This is a genomic window from Streptomyces sp. NPDC001351 (assembly GCF_042896045.1).
Taxonomy (GTDB): domain Bacteria; phylum Actinomycetota; class Actinomycetes; order Streptomycetales; family Streptomycetaceae; genus Streptomyces.
On the sequence record NZ_JBIAWS010000003.1, the window covers coordinates 820,387 to 839,204 of the forward strand.

General features: G+C 71.7%; 16 protein-coding genes. 9 read left to right on the forward strand and 7 right to left on the reverse strand.

Annotated features, from left to right (window positions below; genetic code table 11):
* Nucleotides 1–19: 19 nt before the first annotated feature.
* From menE to ACFY1U_RS13990, 3 genes are read right to left on the reverse strand one after another with little or no spacing between them, the layout of a single operon-like run.
* Nucleotides 20–1,519 (reverse strand): o-succinylbenzoate--CoA ligase, encoded by a 1,500-nt coding sequence (gene menE / locus ACFY1U_RS13980; protein ID WP_390694356.1) that lies wholly within the window; start codon nt 1,517–1,519, stop codon nt 20–22.
* 10 nt (nt 1,520–1,529) lie between these two features.
* A complete protein-coding gene (locus tag ACFY1U_RS13985) occupies nt 1,530–2,417 on the reverse strand; it encodes an amidohydrolase family protein (RefSeq protein ID WP_390694357.1) in 888 nt (295 codons plus the stop codon).
* Nucleotides 2,418–2,419: 2 nt separating this feature from the next.
* Entirely contained in the window at nt 2,420–3,337 is a 918-nt protein-coding gene (locus ACFY1U_RS13990) for an SDR family NAD(P)-dependent oxidoreductase (RefSeq protein WP_390694358.1), read from the reverse strand.
* 188 nt (nt 3,338–3,525) lie between these two features.
* Here ACFY1U_RS13990 and ACFY1U_RS13995 point away from each other — a divergent pair, with 188 nt between their 5' ends.
* Both ACFY1U_RS13995 and ACFY1U_RS14000 read left to right on the forward strand, forming a co-directional pair.
* The gene (locus tag ACFY1U_RS13995; RefSeq protein WP_390694526.1) at nt 3,526–3,951 is read left to right on the forward strand and encodes a MarR family winged helix-turn-helix transcriptional regulator; all 426 of its coding nucleotides are present in this window, start codon (nt 3,526–3,528) and stop codon (nt 3,949–3,951) included.
* Between the two features lie 4 nt (nt 3,952–3,955).
* Nucleotides 3,956–4,711, forward strand: coding sequence for an IclR family transcriptional regulator (locus tag ACFY1U_RS14000; protein ID WP_390694359.1), 756 nt, complete (start codon nt 3,956–3,958; stop codon nt 4,709–4,711).
* A gap of 7 nt (nt 4,712–4,718) precedes the next feature.
* Here ACFY1U_RS14000 and ACFY1U_RS14005 read toward each other — a convergent pair whose 3' ends face one another.
* Entirely contained in the window at nt 4,719–6,014 is a 1,296-nt protein-coding gene (locus ACFY1U_RS14005) for a lipase family protein (RefSeq protein ID WP_390694360.1), read from the reverse strand.
* 222 nt (nt 6,015–6,236) lie between these two features.
* Between ACFY1U_RS14005 and ACFY1U_RS14010 the strand changes: the two genes are divergently transcribed.
* Both ACFY1U_RS14010 and ACFY1U_RS14015 read left to right on the forward strand, forming a co-directional pair.
* Nucleotides 6,237–7,421, forward strand: a complete 1,185-nt coding sequence (locus tag ACFY1U_RS14010) for a sensor histidine kinase (protein ID WP_390694361.1) — start codon at nt 6,237–6,239, stop codon at nt 7,419–7,421.
* Nucleotides 7,418–8,086, forward strand: a complete 669-nt coding sequence (locus ACFY1U_RS14015) for a response regulator (protein WP_390694362.1) — start codon at nt 7,418–7,420, stop codon at nt 8,084–8,086. Before ACFY1U_RS14010 ends, ACFY1U_RS14015 begins: the two co-directional genes overlap by 4 nt.
* On the opposite strand, the gene ACFY1U_RS14020 is transcribed toward ACFY1U_RS14015, so the two are convergent.
* Nucleotides 8,083–8,487 carry a VOC family protein gene (locus ACFY1U_RS14020; RefSeq protein WP_390694363.1) on the reverse strand — a complete coding sequence of 135 codons (405 nt, stop codon included), beginning with the start codon at nt 8,485–8,487 and terminating at the stop codon, nt 8,083–8,085. The two genes, ACFY1U_RS14015 and ACFY1U_RS14020, sit on opposite strands and share 4 nt — an antisense overlap.
* 209 nt (nt 8,488–8,696) lie before the next feature.
* Between ACFY1U_RS14020 and ACFY1U_RS14025 the strand changes: the two genes are divergently transcribed.
* Nucleotides 8,697–10,796 (forward strand): MMPL family transporter, encoded by a 2,100-nt coding sequence (locus ACFY1U_RS14025; RefSeq protein ID WP_390694527.1) that lies wholly within the window; start codon nt 8,697–8,699, stop codon nt 10,794–10,796.
* Nucleotides 10,797–10,900: 104 nt separating this feature from the next.
* On the opposite strand, the gene ACFY1U_RS14030 is transcribed toward ACFY1U_RS14025, so the two are convergent.
* The gene (locus ACFY1U_RS14030; RefSeq protein ID WP_390694364.1) at nt 10,901–13,576 is read right to left on the reverse strand and encodes an FAD/NAD(P)-binding protein; all 2,676 of its coding nucleotides are present in this window, start codon (nt 13,574–13,576) and stop codon (nt 10,901–10,903) included.
* A gap of 214 nt (nt 13,577–13,790) precedes the next feature.
* On the opposite strand from ACFY1U_RS14030, the gene ACFY1U_RS14035 reads away from it, so the two are divergent.
* The 4 genes from ACFY1U_RS14035 (at nt 13,791) to ACFY1U_RS14050 (ending at nt 17,870) form a co-directional block, all read left to right on the forward strand.
* Nucleotides 13,791–14,792 (forward strand): Ig-like domain-containing protein, encoded by a 1,002-nt coding sequence (locus ACFY1U_RS14035; RefSeq protein WP_390694528.1) that lies wholly within the window; start codon nt 13,791–13,793, stop codon nt 14,790–14,792.
* A gap of 167 nt (nt 14,793–14,959) precedes the next feature.
* On the forward strand, nt 14,960–16,345 hold the full coding sequence (locus tag ACFY1U_RS14040; RefSeq protein WP_390694365.1) for a glycoside hydrolase family 16 protein: 1,386 nt from the start codon (nt 14,960–14,962) through the stop codon (nt 16,343–16,345).
* Between the two features lie 64 nt (nt 16,346–16,409).
* On the forward strand, nt 16,410–17,432 hold the full coding sequence (locus ACFY1U_RS14045) for an NADP-dependent oxidoreductase (protein ID WP_390694366.1): 1,023 nt from the start codon (nt 16,410–16,412) through the stop codon (nt 17,430–17,432).
* Between the two features lie 63 nt (nt 17,433–17,495).
* Nucleotides 17,496–17,870 carry a MerR family transcriptional regulator gene (locus ACFY1U_RS14050; protein ID WP_390694529.1) on the forward strand — a complete coding sequence of 125 codons (375 nt, stop codon included), beginning with the start codon at nt 17,496–17,498 and terminating at the stop codon, nt 17,868–17,870.
* Between the two features lies 1 nt (nt 17,871).
* On the opposite strand, the gene ACFY1U_RS14055 is transcribed toward ACFY1U_RS14050, so the two are convergent.
* Nucleotides 17,872–18,777, reverse strand: a complete 906-nt coding sequence (locus ACFY1U_RS14055; protein ID WP_390694367.1) for a helix-turn-helix domain-containing protein — start codon at nt 18,775–18,777, stop codon at nt 17,872–17,874.
* Between the last annotated feature and the right edge of the window lie 41 nt (nt 18,778–18,818).

The following is an 18,818-nucleotide window of genomic DNA, read 5'->3' on the forward strand; positions in this document are numbered from 1 at the left end:
GTTCCTTAAGGGGAGTCGGTCAGTTCCCGAAGCGCTTGCGCACCCGGGACTTGAGGAGCTTTCCGGAGGCGGTGCGCGGGAGTTCGTCCGCGAGGACCACCGACTTCGGGATCTTGTACTTGGCGAGGCGCCCGGCGAGCGAGGCCAGTACCTCGTCGGGGTCGACGGACCTGCCCTCACGCGGGACGACGACCGCGCGCGGCACCTCGCCCCACTTGTCGTCCGGCACGCCGATGACCGCGCACTCGACGATGTCGGGATGCGCCAGCAGCAGGTCCTCGATCTCGGCCGGGTAGATGTTCTCGCCGCCCGAGATGATCATGTCCTTGATGCGGTCGACGATATGGACGTATCCGTCCTCGTCGACCCGGGCCGCGTCCCCGCTGCGGAACCAGCCGTCGGCGAAGGAGGCGGCCGTCTCCTCGGGCAGCCCCCAGTAGCCGGGCATGACATGCGGTCCGCGGACCACGACCTCGCCGGTCTCGTCGACGTCGACCGGGGTGAAGTCCGGCCGGACGACGCGCACATCGCTGAAGAAGTGCGGCACCCCCGCCGAGCCGGCCTTGCTGACCGCGTGCTCCGCGTCCAGGAACAGCGTGCCGGGGGACGCCTCGGTCATGCCGTAGCCCTGGAGGAAGGTCAGGCCCCGCTCCTGGTACGCGGCGATGAGCGGTGTCGAGACCGGGGAGCCGCCGCAGGTGAGGATGCGCAGGGAGGACAGGTCCGCGTCCGGCCAGCGCGGATGGCGGGCCACCTGCTCGAACATCGTCGGCACCCCGAACATGAAGGTGATCCGGTGCTGTTCGATCAGGTCGAAGGTCGCGTCGGGGTCGAAGGCCTCGACCAGGACGCAGGTGCCGCCCTTCAGGAGCACGGGCAGCGTCAGCATGTTCAGACCCGCCGTGTGGAACAACGGGGCCGAGACCAGGGCGCGTTCGTCGGCGATCAGGTCGGTGTCGACCAGGACGTTGATCGCGTTCCAGGTCAGGTTGCCATGGGTGAGCATGGCACCCTTGGGGCGGCCGGTGGTCCCCGAGGTGTACATGATGATGCAGGTGTCGTCCGGGACGACCGGCTCGTCGATCGGCTCGTTCGCGGCGGACGCCACCGCCTCCTCGTAGTCGGCGCCCACCTCGACGTACGCCCGGACGTCGGTGTTGCCGGGCAGCCCGGCGACCAGACCCGCGTGCGAGGGGCCGTAGACGAGTGCCTTCGCGCCCGAGTCGGCGAGCTGGAAGGCGATCTCCGGGCCCGCGAGGCGGGTGTTGAGCGGGACGAAGACGGCGCCGAGCGTGCCGGCCGCGAACAGGGTCTCCAGGTAGGAGGGGTGGTTCGGGCCGAGGTAGGCGATGCGGTCGCCGCGCCGGATGCCGCGGGCGCGCAGGGCGTGGGCGAGGCGGGTGGTGCGGTCGTACAGCTGCGCGTACGTCAGCGAGGTGCCGCCGTGGACCAGGGCGGTGCGGTGGGGGGTCTTGCGGGCCCGGCGTGCGGGCCATGACCCGAGTCCCTCGTTGCGCATCTACGGCCCCTTACGGCTTCGTCAGCCCGAGCAGGCGGGCGGCGTTCTCCTTGAGGATCTTCGGCTTCACCTCGTCCTTGATCGACAGCTGTGCGAAGTCGCTCAGCCAGCGGTCGGGGGTGAGGACGGGGAAGTCGGAGCCGAAGAGGACCTTGTCCTTGAGCAGCGTGTTCGCGTACTGCACGAGCTGCGGCGGGAAGTACTTCGGCGACCAGCCGGACAGGTCGATGTGCACGCCCGGCTTGTGCGTGGCGACGGCGAGGGCCTCGTCCTGCCAGGGGAAGGACGGGTGCGCCAGGATGATCTTGAGGTGCGGGAAGTCGGCGGCCACGTCGTCCACGTGGAGGGGGTTGGAGTACTTGAGCCTGATCCCGCCCCCGCCGGGGACTCCGGCGCCGATACCCGTCTGGCCGGTGTGGAAGAGGGCGATGGTGCCCGTCTCCTCGATCACCTCGTAGAGGTCGTACGCCACCGAGCGGTCGTTGGGGAAGAAGCCCTGGATGCTGGGGTGGAACTTGAAGCCCTTCACCCCGTACTCCTCGACCAGCCGGCGGGCCTGCTTCACGCCCGCCTTGCCGCGGAAGGGGTCGATGGAGGCGAAGGGGATGAGGACGTCGGCGTTGGCGGCCGCGGCCTCGGCGACCTCCTCGTTGGGGACGGGCGCGGTGCCGGTCGCGGACTCGGCATCGACCGTGAAGATCACGGCGGCCATCTTCCGCTCGCGGTAGTACGCGGCCGTCTCCTCCAGGGTGGGCTTCCGCTTGCCCTCGACCTTGAAGTAGGCGGAGGACGCGTCGTGCAGGTCGTCGTCCAGGGAGGAGTGGCCCTTGGAGGACACCTCCGCGTGGGTGTGGACGTCGATCGCGACGAGTTCCTCGACGTTGAGGTTCGTCGTCATGGTCAGGCCTCCGGGAACTTCGGGGCGGGGATGCCGACGCTCTGCAGCTCGGCGCCGACCGAGGTGGACCAGACGTCGGCCAGGCTGTCGGGGGTCCAGCCGCCGTCCGCGTACGCCGTCTTGATCTCCTGCGGATGCGACCAGAGTGCCACCTTGTCGCCACCGATGCCGATGGCCTGGCCGGTGATCCCGCGCGCGGCCTCGGAGGCGAGGAACGGGACGAGGGCCGCGCAGTCCTCGGGGGTGCCGAAGCCCTCGCCCTTGCGCAGGAAGCTCGGGAACGGCTGCCCGTTCTTCAGGGCCTCGACGTACGGAGCGAAGGCGGGGATGGTCTCGGTCATCGCGGTCGCGGCGACCGGCACGATCGCGTTGACGGTGATGTTCGCGCGGCCCAGCTCCATCGACCAGGTGCGGGCGAAGGCGGCGATGCCGGCCTTGGCGGCGGAGTAGTTGGTCTGCCCGAAGTTGCCGCGCTGCCCGGCCGGGGAGCCGACCAGGATCAGGGTGCCGCCCTCGCCCTGCTCGCGCATCCGGATCGCGGCGGCGCGGGCGCAGGTGAAGGTGCCCTTGAGGTGGGTGGTGATCACCGCGTCGAAGTCCTCGTCGGACATCTTCCACAGCACCTTGTCGCGCAGGATGCCGGCGTTGGTGACCAGGATGTCCAGTCGCCCGAACTCCTCGACCGCGCGATTCACCAGCCGGTCGGCGGCCTCGCTCGTGCCGACCGGGACCACCTCGGCGACGGCGGTGCCGCCCGCCTCGGTGATGGACTTCACGGCCGCCTCGGCCACGGCCTCGTCGACGTCGTTGACCACCACGGACGCGCCATGGGCGGCCAGGGCGTGCGCATAGGCGAGACCGAGGCCTCGGCCGCTGCCGGTGACGACGGCGACCTTGCCGGTGAGATCGATGCTGGGCACGAGTGGATCCCTTTCGCATGGGGTGCGGCTTCGAGATCGAAGCTAAGAGCAATAATTGTTAACGTCAATAGTTGTTGGCGACCTATGGGTACGTCATGCTGGAATCACCAGGACGCAACGAGCACAGGGAGCCCGCCATCACACGCCAGCACGCCACCCCGAAGCCGATCGACGTGGACGAGCCGTGGATGCGCGGGCTGCACGCGGACACCGGCTACCTGCTCTACCGCCTGGGCCTGCGCTCCGGGCAGCTGTTCAACGCGTTCCTGCAGGAGTCGGGGGTGCGCCTGCGGCACTACGCGGTGCTGCGCTTCCTCGCCACCTCCGACGGTGCCCTGCAGCGCGAACTCAGCACCCGCCTCGGCTACGACCCGAGCGCGATCGTCGGCCTCGTCGACGACCTGGAGAAGCTGGGCTTCGCCGAGCGCCGCCCCTCCCCCGACGACCGGCGCAGCCGCATCGTCGTCCTCACCGAGGACGGCCGCGCCTTCCTGCGCGACACCGACGAGGCGGGCCTGCGCGCGACGAGCGAGCTCTTCGAGCCGCTCGAGCCGGCCGAACGCGAGACGCTGCACGCGCTGCTGCTGCGGATCGCGGAGGACGGACTCGGCTGACCGGATGACCGCCCGCTCCGCGCCCGACCGGCTGCTCGCCGTGCTCGCCGCGTTCGACCACGAGCACCCGGCGCTGTCCCTCACGGACATCAGCAGGCGGGCCGGGCTGACCCTCACCACCGCGCACCGCCTGGTGGGCGCCCTCACCGACTGGGGTGCCCTGGAGCGGGACGCATCCGGCGTCTACCACGTGGGGCTCAGGCTGTGGGAGGTCGCGGCGCTCGCCCCGCGCGGACTGGCGCTGCGGCAGATCGCGCTGCCGTACCTGGAGGACCTGTACGAGGCGACGCACGAGAACGTGCAGTTGGCGGTGCGGGACGGCGGGGAGGTCGTCTACATCGAGTGGATCTCCGGTCGCAGCGCCGTCGGCGTGCATATACGGGTCGGGGCGCGCTGGCCGCTGCACGCCACCGGGGTCGGGCTTGCGCTGCTGGCGCACTGCGGTTCTCAGGCGCAGGAGGAGTACTGCGCGGGGCCGCTCGCCTCGTTCACGCCGCACACGATCACCGATCCGGCGCGGCTGCGCCGGGTGCTGGCCGAGGTGCGGCGCACGGGGGTCGCGGTGAGCAGCCGGCAGGTCACCGACGACGCCCTGTCGGTGGCCGCCCCGGTGCGCGGGCCGGGCGGGGCGGTGGTGGCCGCCGTGTCGGTGGTGGTGCCGCAGGCCGACGCGCAGGTGCCGGTGTTGGCGCCCGCGGTGCGGCTTGCGGCACGCGGCATTTCGCGGGCCCTGGGGTGGCGGCCGGCGAAGGAGCCGTAGGGACGCCTCAGCAGTTGCCGGGCATCGGTTTGCCGGCGAACCGGTCGGTGAGCCAGTTGACCGAGTCGCCGATCGCCTGCGGGTCGCCGAGGAGATGGTCGCCGGCGTACGAGGTCCACTGCGTGGCTATCCCCGCCTCGCAGTAGGCGCGGCGGGTGGCCTGGCCGGTGTCGGCGGGGATCACCTCGTCGAGGAGACCGCGGTACTGCAGGACCGGGAAGCCGATCTCGTAGCGGGCCCCGGATCCGGACGGGCCCACGCCTACGCCGAGTTTGTTGGTGTCGGCGACCTCGCCCCAGGTGGTGCCGTCGGGGCCGCGCAGGGCGTAGAGCTGGTCGAGGGTGAGTTTGTCCTTGGTGTAGTTCTCGATGTGGACGCCGGTGAAGCGTGCGACGGTGCCGACCGCGCAGAGCGACTCGGCGTCCTTGACCGCCTGGCGGCCCGTGTCGTTGAGGAGTCCGTCGAACGGCATGTCCGGGTGGGTGACCGACAGGCCGATCACCGCGTCCACCAGGAACCCGGCGAACGCCCCGCCGTCGAGCGCGTTCCCGACCTGCTTCAGATCGCCCGGGATCCCGCCGGACGCCACACCGGCCACCTTCACCTCGGGGGCGTACGACTTGGCGAGCTGCGCGGCCCACAGGCTCCCCGAACCGCCCTCCGAGTAGCCCCAGATCCCGACCCGGGCGTCGGGGCTCACCCTGCTGCCGGGCAGCCGGGAGGCGGCGCGTACGACGTCGAGGACCGCGTGTCCGGCGTCGGCGCCGGAGACGTATGGATGGACCTGGCCGTCCAGGTATCCGGCGCCGTCGGTGGCCGCGACGGCGAACCCGGCCTTGAGCAGCGCCGCGATGTTCGGCCCCTCGTAGGCGTCCTGGTACTCGCCGGCGAGCTGCTTGGAGAAGGCGCACTGCGGTCCGATGCCGAGGGTGCCGGGCACGAACGCGATCAGCGGCCGCTCGCCCGGACCCTTCCACGCCTCGCGGGGCACGATCACCGTGCCGGCGACGGCGTCCTTCCTGCCGTGGCCGTCGGTGGAGCCGTACTGCACCTTCCATGCGTTGATCGGGGTGCCGCTTCCCACCATGGGCAGGGAGTCGACCGTACGGCAGGCGATGACCTCGCCCGGCGCGGCGCTCGCGGTCACCGGCGGCCGGTAGATCGCGGCGTCGGGATCGGAACACGCCCCGCTGGTCCCGGCCGTCGCGGTCGCCGGAACGGCAAACAGCCCGCCGAGCAGGGCTCCGGCCCCGATGAGTGCGGCTCTCCGGTTGCGCGGCTTGATCGAATGGTTCTTCGTCACCTCAGAACGTCCCTTCTGCGTGGTGACCAGGAGCCGCGAGGTTACGGACGAGTAGGTAAGCACTGATAGTTAAGGAGCGACAAAACGGAGGCGGTCCGCTGCGCTCCGCTGACAAAGCAGGCCGGAGACGGCCAACGCCCCCGGGGATATCCCTCTCACCGGCGAGGCCCCGCCCAGGGACCCTCGCGATACTGGAACGGCCCTTGCCCCGAGGAGCCGCCCATGTCACTGCAGTCCTGGTTCACGCAGGCCGCCGCCCGCCTGCGGACGGCGAATCCGTACGCCGTCGACGCCGCGCTCGCCGCGCTCGTCCTGTTCGCCGTCTCGCTGCAGTGGCTCTTCCCCGACGAGGGGGACGACCGGCTCACCTGGCAGGGCTGGCTGCTGGGTGCCGCGACGGCGGTGCCTTTGGTGTGGCGGCGGCGGGCGCCGTTCGCGACCGCGTGGGCCGTCTCGGCGGCCACGCCCGCGATGGCGATGTACCACGCGCCACCGCCGAGCGTCCTCTACGGCGGTCTGGTCGTCCTGTACACCGTGGCCACCCTCACCCCGCCGTGGCAGCGGCGGCTGATGCTGGTGGGCTGGGTGATCGGGGCCACCGTCACCATGCATTTCAAGGAGGACGCCCGGCCCTTCGAGTACGCCTTCCATCTGCTGTCGATCGTCTGCGCCTACGCGCTCGGCACGCTGGCCCGCGTCCAGCGTGCCTACACCGCGGAACTGGAGGACCGGGCCCGGCGGGTGGAGCGGGAGCGCGCCGCGGACACCGCACGCGCCATAGCGCAGGAACGCGCCGAAATCGCCCGGGACATGCACGACATCCTCGCCCACGCGGTGAGCCTCATGGTCGTCCAGGCGGAGGCGGGGCCGGTCGTGGTGCGCAGTGATCCGGAGCGCGCGGAGGCCTCCTTCGACGCGATCGCGGCGGCGGGGCGGGACGCCATGGCGCAGCTGCGGCGGATCCTCGGCGTGCTCAAGGAGGAGCAGGGCAACGGCACTTCACCTCAGCCGGGCGTGGCGGCGCTCCCCCAGCTGCTGCGCCAGGTCGGCGAATCGACGGGCCTGCGGGTCGAGTTGCACACCACGGGCGACCCGCGTCCCCTGCCCGCGGACGCCGAGGTCGCCGTCTACCGCGTGGTGCAGGAGGCCCTGACCAACACGGTGAAGCATGCGTACGCTGCCTGCGCGACCGTCGAACTCGACTGGACGGAGGACCTGTTGACCCTCACGGTGACCGACGACGGACGGGGCCCCGCGGCGCCCGGCGGCGGGCACGGGCTGATCGGCATCCGGGAGCGGGCCACCGCGTGCGGGGGCAGCGCCGAGGCCGGGCGCGGACCGGACGGCGGCTTCCGGGTGGTCGTACGCCTGCCGGCCGCCGCGGACCGTCAGGCGGCCCTGGGGTGAGCATCCGGGTGGTCGTCGCCGACGACCAGGAACTGGTCCGCAGCGGGTTCAGCATGATCCTTGAGGCGCAGCAGGACATCGAGGTGGTCGCCGAGGCGGGCGACGGCGCGGAGGCGGTCGCGGCGGTGCAGCGGCACACACCGGACGTGCTGCTCCTGGACATCCGGATGCCGGTCATGGACGGCCTGGAGGCGGCCCGCCGGGTGTGTGCGCGGTCCTGCTGCAAGGTCGTCATGCTGACCACGTTCGACCTGGACGAGTACGTGTACGAGGCGCTGTACGCGGGCGCCAGCGGCTTCCTCCTCAAGGACGTGCGCCGCGACGACCTGGTGCACGCCGTACGGGTGGTCGCGGCCGGCGACTCGCTTCTCGCACCGACGGTGACGCGGCGGCTGGTCGCGGACATCGTGCGGCGGCGCCGTGAGCGGGCCACCGACCCGGTCGTCCCCCAGCGGCTGGACGCCCTGACCGCCCGTGAGGTGGAGACGCTGCGGCTGCTGGCCCGCGGCCTGTCCAACGCCGAGATCGCCACGGCCTTCTTCGTGAGCGAGCACACCGTCAAGACCCATGTCAGCAACGTGCTCAGCAAGCTGGGGCTCAGGGACCGGGTGCAGGCGGTGATCTGCGCGTATGAGACGGGGCTGGTGACGCCGGGGGCCTCCTAGCCGTCCAGTTCCTCGAAGAGGGTCAGCTGGAGGGCGCCCGGAGCTTCGAGCCGGGAGTTCAGTGAGTTCCACGGCGTGCGTGTCGGCTCGGCGAGAACCTCGGCCCCGGCGGCGGCCAGTCGTGCCGTGGCGACACCGGCGTCGCCGACCTGGAAGGCGACGCGGATGTGCCCGGCCACGCGGTGGCCCACCTCGACGTCGTCGATGAAGGCGGCATGGTTCGGGTCGGTCAGCTCCAGCGTGGCGCGGCCCGCTTCGAGGATGGTGACTCTTCCGTCGGGAGACGAGAAGGCGGCGCGCTCGGGCAGGCCGAGGACGTCTCGGTAGAAGCGCAGGGCCTCGTCGTAGTCGGGTGCCGTGACGACCAGACGGAGTTCGCGGACAGCGGGTTCATCGGGCATACGGGCGCCTCCGAGATCGCGGTTGTTCTGCTCCCTCAACCCCGGCGCCCGTGCGCGGGATTCCCGCCGTCTCCCTCTCGGGAGTGAGCCCAACGCGTGTCTCCCTCGTACGACCGAGGCCCCGAAACCGCTCCCTCCGGCGATCCGCCACCCCCTCCGTCGCCGCGAGCCTGAGGGCTATGAGAACCGACGACCAGCCGGGAGGGACCGTGCTCTCCACACTCGCCCGGGCAGCTACCCGCCGCCCGCTGACCATCATCCTGCTGTGGGTGCTCTTCCTGCTGCTCGGCTTCGGGTTGGGAACGGGCGTCTTCGGGCGGCTCTCCGACAACGTGCCCGAGGTACCGGGCACCGAGTCGGAACGGGCCGCCCAGTACCTGGACCGCGTCGACCCGACGGGTGAGTCGATCACCGCCGTCGTCGCGGGGACCGCCGTCTCCGATCCCGGGCTGCGCGAGCAGGTCGAGCGGGCCGTGGCCGACGTACGGGACATCGCCGGTGTCGCCGCGGCCCCCGACCCGTACCGGACCCGCGGTCTGACCGCCGCAGACGGGAAGGCCCTGATCGTCCCCGTCACCTTCAAGGGCGGTCTCGGCGACGACGCCGAAGAGAAGGCGGTGAACGCGACGGCCGACCGTATCAAGCAGATCGACGCGCCCGAAGTCCATGTCAGCGGCGGCCCGTTGCTGGGCAAGCAGCTCGGTGAGCGGGCCCAACAGGACGTGAAGAACGCCGAGTTGATATCCCTCCCCGTCGTCCTCGCCCTGCTGCTCGTCGTGTTCGGCGGGCTGCGCGCGGCCGGACTTCCGCTGGTGATCGCGGTGAGCGGGATCGCGGGCGCCTTCCTGGCCCTGTTCGGGTTCAGCCAGGTCACCGACATCTCGGTGTACGCGATCCAGGTGACGACCATGCTGGGCCTCGGACTCGCCGTGGACTACGCCCTGTTGATGCTGGTCCGCTTCCGCGAGGAGCGGCGGACCACCGAGGACGTCGTGGAGGCGGTGCACCGGACGGTCGCCGCGGCCGGGCGCACGGTGCTGTTCTCCGGGCTCACGGTGGCCGTCTGCCTGACCGGTCTGCTCGTCTTCCCCAGCGTGTTCCTGCGCAGCATGGGCCTGGCGGTGGCCGCCGTGGTCGCCATCGACATGCTGGCCGCACTGACGCTGCTGCCGGCTCTGCTGGCGAAGTTCGGCGCGAAGATCGCCCCGGCGAAGACCCGCCCGGAGGGCGAGGAGGGCCGCTTCTTCGCCCGCGTGGCCCGCTTCTCGGCCCGCCGCCGCGTCGCCGTCCTGGCCACGGTCGTCCCGGCCCTGCTCGTCCTGGCACTGCCCGTCACCGGTATGAGGATCGAGATCGGCGACGCCACGCAGCTGCCCGCGAGCACCGAGGCACGTCAGCTGTACGACACGGTCGACACGCACTTCCCGGCGGGCACGGGGGTCTCGCCGGTCACCGTGGTCCTGAAGCCGGGAACCGACTCCGCGACCGCGGACCGTATCCGCGCCCTGTCTCCCACCGCACAGTCCCGCGCACTCCCCGACGGCGGGGCGGTCGTACAACTCCAGCCGTCGGGCCGGGTCGACGGCAAGGAGGCCACCGACCTGGTCAGTCGGGTACGGGACCTGCGCGGCACCGAACCGGTCCAGGTCACCGGGCAGGCCGCCCGTCTGGTCGACTTCCGCGCGATGCTGTCCGACCGGGCGCCCTGGGCCGCTCTGACGGTGCTGGCAGGCATCTTCGTCCTGCTGTTCGCGTTCACGGGGTCGGTGCTGATACCGCTGCGCACGATCCTGACCACGCTGCTCAGTCTGGGCGCGGCGCTCGGCGTGGTGGTGTGGGTCTTCCAGGACGGCCACCTGGCCGGCGCGCTGGGCGCCGAGGGCCTGGGCGCGCTGAGCCTGACCGCCCCGCCCCTGATCGTCGCGATCGCCTTCGGACTGGCCATGGACTACGAGCTGTTCATCCTGGCCCGGATGCGGGAGGCCCGGCACCTGACCGGCAATGACCAGGAGGCCGTGGTGACCGGTCTGCGCCGTTCCGGCCGCGTGGTCACCTGCGCCGCCCTGCTCCTGGCCGTCGTCTTCGGCGCCTTCATGACGGGCGGCTTCTCCCCCATCCTCCAGATCGGCCTGGGCCTCACCCTCGCGGTCCTGATCGACGCAACGGTCGTACGCATGCTGCTGGTCCCGGCGACGATGACGCTGCTGGGGCGCCGGGCGTGGTGGGCCCCGGGGCCGCTTCGGCAAGCGCACGACCGGTTCGGGCTGCGCGAAGAGCCCGCGGAACAGGCGGAGTTGGTGAACCACTGACCAGGGGGTACCCGCGCCCCTTCAGGGGCGCGGGGCTGTATCGATGTGCGGCTCCGCCGCGCGAGCGCGACCAGCCACGATGGCGCCGCAGACGATCGACATGCTCAGGCCGGCAGGCCCGCCCGCATCCGCCGATCCCGCGGCGCCTCCTTCCGCTCCAACCGCGCATCCAACAGCCGACGCGCAGCGTCACACCGCCCGGCCGACACCAGCGCGTACAGCAACGTCTCCTCGACGACCTCCCGTTGAGCGGCACTGCCGCCAACGCGCCGCAGCACCGGCAACACCGCGTCAAGCCCCCGGACGGCGTCCTGGAACCGCTCCTCCACCACCGCGGCGAACGCCTCGCACAGCGGCACGATCACCTCCCGCTGCACCTCGTCGGCACCGGCGGCATGGTCGCGCAACCGCTGCAGCGCCGCCAGATCCCCCGCAGCGGCGAGCGCCACGGCCGCATGCAGGGCGGTGAAGGCGGTGGCCGGACGTTCCAGGACGTCCCGGGCGACCGTGTCCAGGACGTCCCCCGCAGGCAGCTCACCCCGCCAGCTGTCGCTCAGGCGGGCCCGCCACAGCAGCGACCCCGAGTCGACCAGCGCCCGCACCCCGCTCACCACCCGCCCCGGCGCCAGCTGGGCGAACCAGCGCCTGCGCACCGCCGCCGGGTCGTCGAGGGCGAGTTCGTGCAGGGCGATGTGCCAGGAGAAGTGGGCCCGGTGGACGGCGCCCCGGCCCTGCCCGGACACCCAGCCGTCCAGCCAGTCGCGGCCCGCCTCGTGCACGCCGGACTCGTAGTGGACATGGGCCAGGGCGTGCACGGCATGTCCGGAGGCCGGCTCCAGGGCCAGAGCGCGGTGGGCGAGCTCGCCGGCTTCGTGCAGCCGCCCCTGCTCCTGCCGGAGGAAGGCGAGCAGCGAGGTGTGGAACCAGTGGCCGTCGTAGGCGGGAGACGTCCGCTCGACCAGCCGCAGCGCGTGGTCGTCGTCGAGGTCGGTGACGCCGGAGAAGGCGATGGTGGGCACGGCGGCGGCGAGCGCGAGCGCGTCGGCGGGGTATGCGTCGAGGTGGCGTACGAGGGCCGTGTCTCCGTCGTCGCCGTGCACCCGGCGCGTGACCACGTCCACGAAGGAACGCTCCCGCTCGTCGGCGTGTTCGCGCGCGGAGCGCTGCGCGTCGGCCAGTGCCCGCGGCACGTCGACGGCGGCCCCGCACTCGTGGCCGAGCAGGGCGAGGGCCGCGTGGCCGAGGGCGAACCCGGGGTCGAGGGCCACGGCCCGGGCGAAGGCGTCCTCGGCGCCGGCGCGGACCTTGAGGACCCGGTTGAGGCCGCTGCGGTAGGCGGCGGCCGCCTCGGCGTGGGTGGACAGGGCGAGTCCGTGTCCGTCGACGGGACGGCGGGAGGGGCGGGACCTGCCCGCCCTCCCCGTCAGCGGGGCGAGCAACTGCGCTGCCAGGGCCGCCGCCTGGACGCGGATCTCGGGGATCGCGGTCGTCTCCCACAGTTCGCCGCGGCGGGGGGCGCCCAGCGTGAACAGCGGGCGGTCCGCGCGGCCCTTCGAGTCCAGCAGCCGCCCGTCGCGGGTGGAAACGCCCATGCCGAGCGGGCCCGGTACCGCGGCCCCGGACGCGAACAGGGAGCGCCACAGAGGGTCGTCGAACCGTCGGCCCGGTCCGGTGCAGTCGATCACCCAACCGACGTGCAGAGTAAGGCCGTTGGAGAGGGTGACCAGGAGTGAGCCGTCGTGCTCGACCGCGTCCGTCACCGCGCCGGTGTGGACGGTGAGCCGTCGGGCCGTGCGGGCCCGGGTGACGGACTCGGCGGTGGCGGGGGCCATGCGGTGGCGGTGGGTGTTCCACAGGGCGCCCTCGCGGGCGAGGAACTCGGCCCGGTCCTCGGGGGTGAGGCTCTCCCAGAGGCGGGCGGTGTGCGGGCGCAGGCTGTCGAGGGCGGGGCGCCAGTCCCCGTGGGTGCGCACGGAGCGGCTGATGTGGCGGTAGACGGCCCTGCGCAGGCGGCCCAGCGAGGTGTCGTCGAGGCCATCGGGCGCTCCCATCGGGCCGGCCGGGGTGAGGGCGTGCGGCTGCGGCAGCAGGCCGCTGCGGGAGAGGGCGTGGACCGTGCGGCCGGGACGGTCGAGGGTGAGGGCCAGGTCGACGGCCGTCAGACCGGTGCCGACGAGGAGGACGTCGGCGGTGTCGGAGAGCGGGCCGTCCAGCGCGCCCGTGGCCCAGGGCGCGGCGACGAAACGGGCCGAGGTGCGCAGGGCGGGCGGGGCCCAGCTCGCGGAGGGGGCGGCGGGGCCGGTGGCCAGGACCGCGCTGTCGACGGCGAGGTGTCCCCCGTCGGCGAGGCGGAGCTCCAGGCCGTCGGGGGTGCCGGTACAGCTCTCGGCGCGGGTGCGCAGCCGTCGTACCGTCGCCGTGCCCTGAGATCGGACGATGGCCTGTGCGAGGGTGTCGGCGAGATAGGCGCCGTAGCGGTAGCGGGTGGCGAAGTCGGCCGCGGTGACGGACGGTTCGCCGTGGCGGCACAGCCAGCGGGTGAAGTGGCCGGGGTCGTCGGGGTAGCAACTCATGCCGCCCGCGGGCACGTTGAGGCGGTGGCGCGGGTCGCGGGTGGCGTACGCGGTGCCGCGGCCCGCCTCCGGGGCCGGGTCGACAAGGACGAGGCCGAGCGGTGTCCGGCGGCGCGTCGCCGTCTCGCAGAGCTGGACGGCGGTCAGCGTGCCCGCCGCGCCCGCTCCGACGACGGCCACGGTGTGCGGCTCGCGGACTTCGGTCACGTATACCTCCGGCGTTGTTCGGTCGCTCAGAGCCCGGGGCGGGCCGCACATACTCTGTTCACAGCCCCGAGGGCTGAGACAACCGTGGTTTCGGGCGTTCTGAGGGCGACTCCTCACCGGAATCTCAGGAATCGGCCCGGAAATTCAAAGGATCAACAAATTTACGCGGCGCAGGATGCACCCGGAGAAGGTGGACATCCCAGAAAGGCCTGCCGTGGGCGCCTCGCATATATCGAACCGGTCGGAGCAACAGGCGCGGAGGTGGTCCCGGCGCGGGCTGCTCACCGTGCTCGGCGTGACACCTGCCGCCGCCGCGCTGACGGGGTGCAGCGGCTGGGCGGGCGCCGCGAACGGCACGACAACGGCCTCCGCGAAGGCGGCGGCGAAGAAGCCCACCGTCTCGGTCACGCCCGCCGACGGCACCAAGAAGGCCGGGTTCACCAGCCCCGTCGAGGTCACCGTGACCGGCGGCACCCTCGCCTCGGTGAAGGTCACCGGCAACGACGGCTCCCCACTGGCCGGTTCGCTCAACGACACGAAGACCAGGTGGACGTCGGCGAGGAACCCGTACTCCGGGACGAAGTACACGGTGACGGCCACCCCCGAAGGCGCCGCGGCACACACCGCGACCTTCACCACCAGGTCGCCCGGCGAGACCTTCCTCGGCTATTTCACTCCCGAGGCGAACTCCACCTCCGGCGTCGGCATGCCCGTGTCGATCAACTTCACGCATGCCGTGAAGGACCGGGCCGCCGTTCAGAAGGCCATCACCGTCACCGCGGAGCCGGCCGTCGAGGTGGTCGGCCACTGGTTCGGCGACACCCGGCTCGACTTCCGCCCGGAGACCTACTGGGCGCCCGGCCCCACCTACCCGGTCAGCGGCGGCAACGCCCAGCACACCACCTGGTCCGGGATCATGGTGATCAGCGAGCGGTTCAAGCAGACCCGCATGGAGTCCTCCACAGTCGGGCTCGGCGACGAGTACGACATCTCCGATGTGCCGCACGCCCAGCGCCTGACCGCGTCCGGCACGTTCGTGCACGGCAACTACTGGGCGTCCGCCTCGGCGTTCGGCCACCAGAACACCAGCCACGGCTGCGTGGGCCTGCACGACGCGAAGGGGGCGAACGACGGCGAGAAGACCGTCGACCCGGCCAACGGGCTCAACGGCTGGAACCTGCCGTGGTCGCAGTGGCAGGCGGGGAGCACGCTTTAACACCTTTGCACCGTTCAGGGCATGAACTTCCCCGCCCGCAAAGGACTTTCCTTGCTTTAACTCTTGACGGTTCTGGTGACGGAGAGCACATTGGGCGCACTTTGAGAGCGCTCTCAAAGACATCAAGGCACCCGCAGCCCATCACTCCGCAACCGGGAGGCACCCCCGTGAGTGCAACCTCCGGCATACCCAGACGGCGACGCGCGCTCCTGGCCGTACTCAGCACGCTCGGCCTGGCCGCCGTGCTCGCCACGGCCGCCACCCAGTCCGCCGACGCCTCGGCGCCCACGCCCCCGTCGGGCTGGACGCAGGTCTTCCTCGACGACTTCAACGGCTCGGCCGGAACCGGCGTCAACACCTCCAACTGGCAGTACGACACCGGGACTTCGTACCCCGGCGGCGCCGCCAACTGGGGCACCGGCGAGGTCGAGACGATGACGAACAGCACGAACAACGTCTCGCTCGACGGCAGCGGCAACCTGAAGATCACCCCGATCCGCGACTCCGCCGGCAACTGGACGTCGGGCCGTATCGAGACCAACCGCACCGACTTCCAGCCCCCGGCCGGCGGCAAGCTGCGCGTCGAGGCCCGCCTCCAGATGCCCAACGTCACCGGTGACGCGGGCGCGGGCTACTGGCCGGCGTTCTGGATGCTCGGCGCCCCCTATCGCGGCAACTATCAGAACTGGCCGAGCGTCGGCGAGCTGGACATCATGGAGAACGTCCAGGGCATCAACAAGGTCTGGGCGACGATGCACTGCGGTACGAACCCGGGCGGCCCCTGCAACGAGACGACAGGCCTCGGCAATTCGATCGCGTGCCCGGGCACCACCTGCCAGTCGGGCTTCCACACCTACACCATGGAGTGGGACCGCTCGGTCAGCCCCGAGGCGATCCGCTTCTACGTCGACGGCGTCAACTACCAGACCGTCACGGCCAATCAGATGGACGCCACGACCTGGGCCAACGCCACCAACCACGGTTTCTTCGTCATCCTGAACGTGGCGATGGGCGGCGCCTTCCCGGCCGCGTTCGGCGGCGGCCCGACCAGTGCCACGGAGTCCGGCCACCCGATGCTCGTGGACTACGTCCAGGTCCTGTCGAGCGGCGGAAGCACCACCACACCCCCGCCCTCCGGCAACCGTGACGCCTACAGCGCCATCCAGGCGGAGTCGTACGACAGCCAGTCCGGCACCGTCACGGAGAGCACCACGGACACCGGCGGCGGCCAGGACCTCGGCTCCCTGGCCAACGGAGACTGGGCCCTCTACAAGGGCGTCAACTTCGGCTCCACGCCGGCCACGCAGTTCTACGCACGCGTGGCGAGCGGCGCCGCGTCAGGGGTGAGCGGCCTGGTCGAGGTGCGCCTGGACAGCCGTACCGCCACACCGATCGGCAGCTTCGCCCTCGCCAACACGGGCGGCTGGCAGTCCTGGAAGACGGTCCCGGCCAACATCAGCTCGGTGACCGGCACCCACGACGTCTATCTGACCTTCACCAGCGGCCAGCCGGCGGACTTCGTGAACGTGAACTGGTTCGACTTCGGGCACTGAACGGGCGGGCGGCGGCGCGGACGGCTTGACCTTCACGTATGGGTCAACCTCTAGCGTCGCCGCCATGACCACTTCCGCTGTCAACTCCCGTACCGGCCTGGAGGTTCGACTCGCCTCCCGGCCCGACGGCCTGCCCACCCCCGACGACTTCGAGATCGCCGAGGTCCCGGTGTCCGATCCGGCCCCCGGCCAGGTGCTGGTCCGCAACCTCTATCTGTCCCTCGACCCCGGCATGCTGACGCTGATGTCGGCCGAACCCGCCGTGCCCCGGCCCCGCTACGAGATCGGCCAGGTGCTCTACGGGGACGCCGTCGGCGAGGTGCTCGCCTCGGCCGACCCCTCCTTGGCGGAGGGCGATCTGGTGGTGCACCGGCTGGGCTGGCGGGAGTACGCCGTGGCCGGGGCGGAGGCCTTCCGCCGCGTCGACCGGACCGCCTACCCGACCCCCTCCCTCCATCTCGGCTTCGGCCTGGTCGCCTACGTCGGACTCGTCCGTGTCGCCCGGCTGCGGCCCGGCGACACGGTGTTCGTCTCCAGCGCGGCGGGCGCGATCGGCTCTCTCGCCGGTCAGATCGCCCGGCTCAAGGGCGCGGCCCGGGTGATCGGCAGCGCGGGGTCACCGGAGAAGGTCCGGCACCTCACCGACAGGCTCGGCTTCGACGCGGCCTTCGACCGCCGTGACGGCCCCGCCCTGGACCGGCTGCGCGAGGCCGCACCCGAGGGCATCGACGTCTACTTCGACAACGTGGGCGGCGAGCAACTGCGGGCCGCCGTCGAGGTGATGAACCCGCACGGCCGCATCGCCGTCTGCGGGGCGCTCGCCCGCCAGAGCTCCGGCCGCCCCGACCAGGGCCCCGGCGACCTGCTGACCGTGGCCGCCAAGCGACTGACCATCCGCGGCTTCACCGTGGTCGACCACCTGGACAAGGCGGCCGAGTTCGGGCAGCAGTTCCGCAGGTGGCTGCACGAGGGGGAGATCGTCTACGAGGAGACCGTGATCGACGGGCTGCCGAACGCGCCCCGCGCCCTGAGCGACCTCGTACGCGGCGCATACACCGGGAAGACCGTGGTACGGCTGGGGAGTTGACCCCCGTGGACGACGAGGAACCCCCGTAGACGACGAGGAGAGGTGAACCCGGAGGTGAGCGAGATGCTGATCGGTGACCTGGCCGCGCGGACCGGCACGACGAGCCGCGCCCTGCGCTACTACGAGGAGCAGGGCCTGCTGGAGTCCGGGCGGAGCGCGGGCGGTTACCGCGTCTACGGGCCCGGAGCCGAGACGCGGGTCCGCAACATCCGTGACCTGCTCGCCTCCGGGTTCACGGTGGAGAACGTCAAGTCCTTCGTGCGCTTCCTCGACAGTGACCTGCCGGAGGTGTTCGCCTACGCGGACTCCTGCGCCGGGAACTACGAGATCGGGGCCCGGCGGGTGGCCGAGCTGACGGAGCGGATCGAGGCGCTGACCAGGATGCGGGACACCCTGGTGCGGGGCATGCCGTGGCTGGGCGCCCCGGCCGCGTCCTGAGTCACCGCAGCTCCGCCCGGAACGCCGCCGGGGTCAGCTCCGTGTGCTGCTGGAAGAACTTGGAGAAGTTCGCCGCGTCGGGGAAGCCGACCGCCGCACCCACCCGGCCGATCGGCAGGTCCGTGTGGGCCAGCAGGCGTTTCGCCTCCAGGACGACCCGCTTGTCGATGAAGCCCTTGGGCGTCTGACCGGTCGCGGCGCGGACCGCGCGGACGAGGGTGCGGCGGGAGTAGCCGAGGGCGTCGGCGTAGGCGCTGACACTGTGGTTGGTGGCGAAGTCCTTCTCCACGGCGTCCCGGAACAGGGTGAACGTCGTGTCCGACTGACGGCGGACCGCCTCCGCGGAGCTGGCCGCCAGATGGGCGAGGCGGAGCAGGAACGCCGTCAGCGAGTGGCGCAGCACCGCCGTGTGCAGGCTGAGCGGCAGGGTCGTGTTGTCCTCGTACTCGCGTTGCAGTTGGGCGAGGGCGGCCCTGAGGGCGGTGAGCTGGGCCTCGTCGGGGTGGAGCAGGGGCGGCAGGTCGTAGCGGTAGAGGCCGGTGGCCTCGACCGTGGCGCGCGGCAGAAACCCGGGTTGCATGGTGAGCACGGTTCCGCGGTACCCGCTCGTGCGCGAGAAGCGGTGGACCTGGCCGGGACGGATCCACAGCAGTTCGCCGGCCGCCGCCTCGTACTCGGCGAAGTCGATCATATGGCGGACCGGGGCGCCGTCGAAGAGCATCACGACATGGAAGTCGATGCGGTGGACGCGCTCCAGCGGGGCCTCGGCGTGCCAGGTGTGGCCGGTCCCCATCGGGCCGACCTGCATACCGACTCCGCCCACACTCAGCTCGACCGGGAAAGGGAACGTTCTGATGCCGTCCACCCCAGCGTCACCGTCTCCACCTTGGATGGTTCTGCCCGCCATGTCCTACTCGCGCCGCCTCGGTCGTGCCGTCGGTGTCCCAC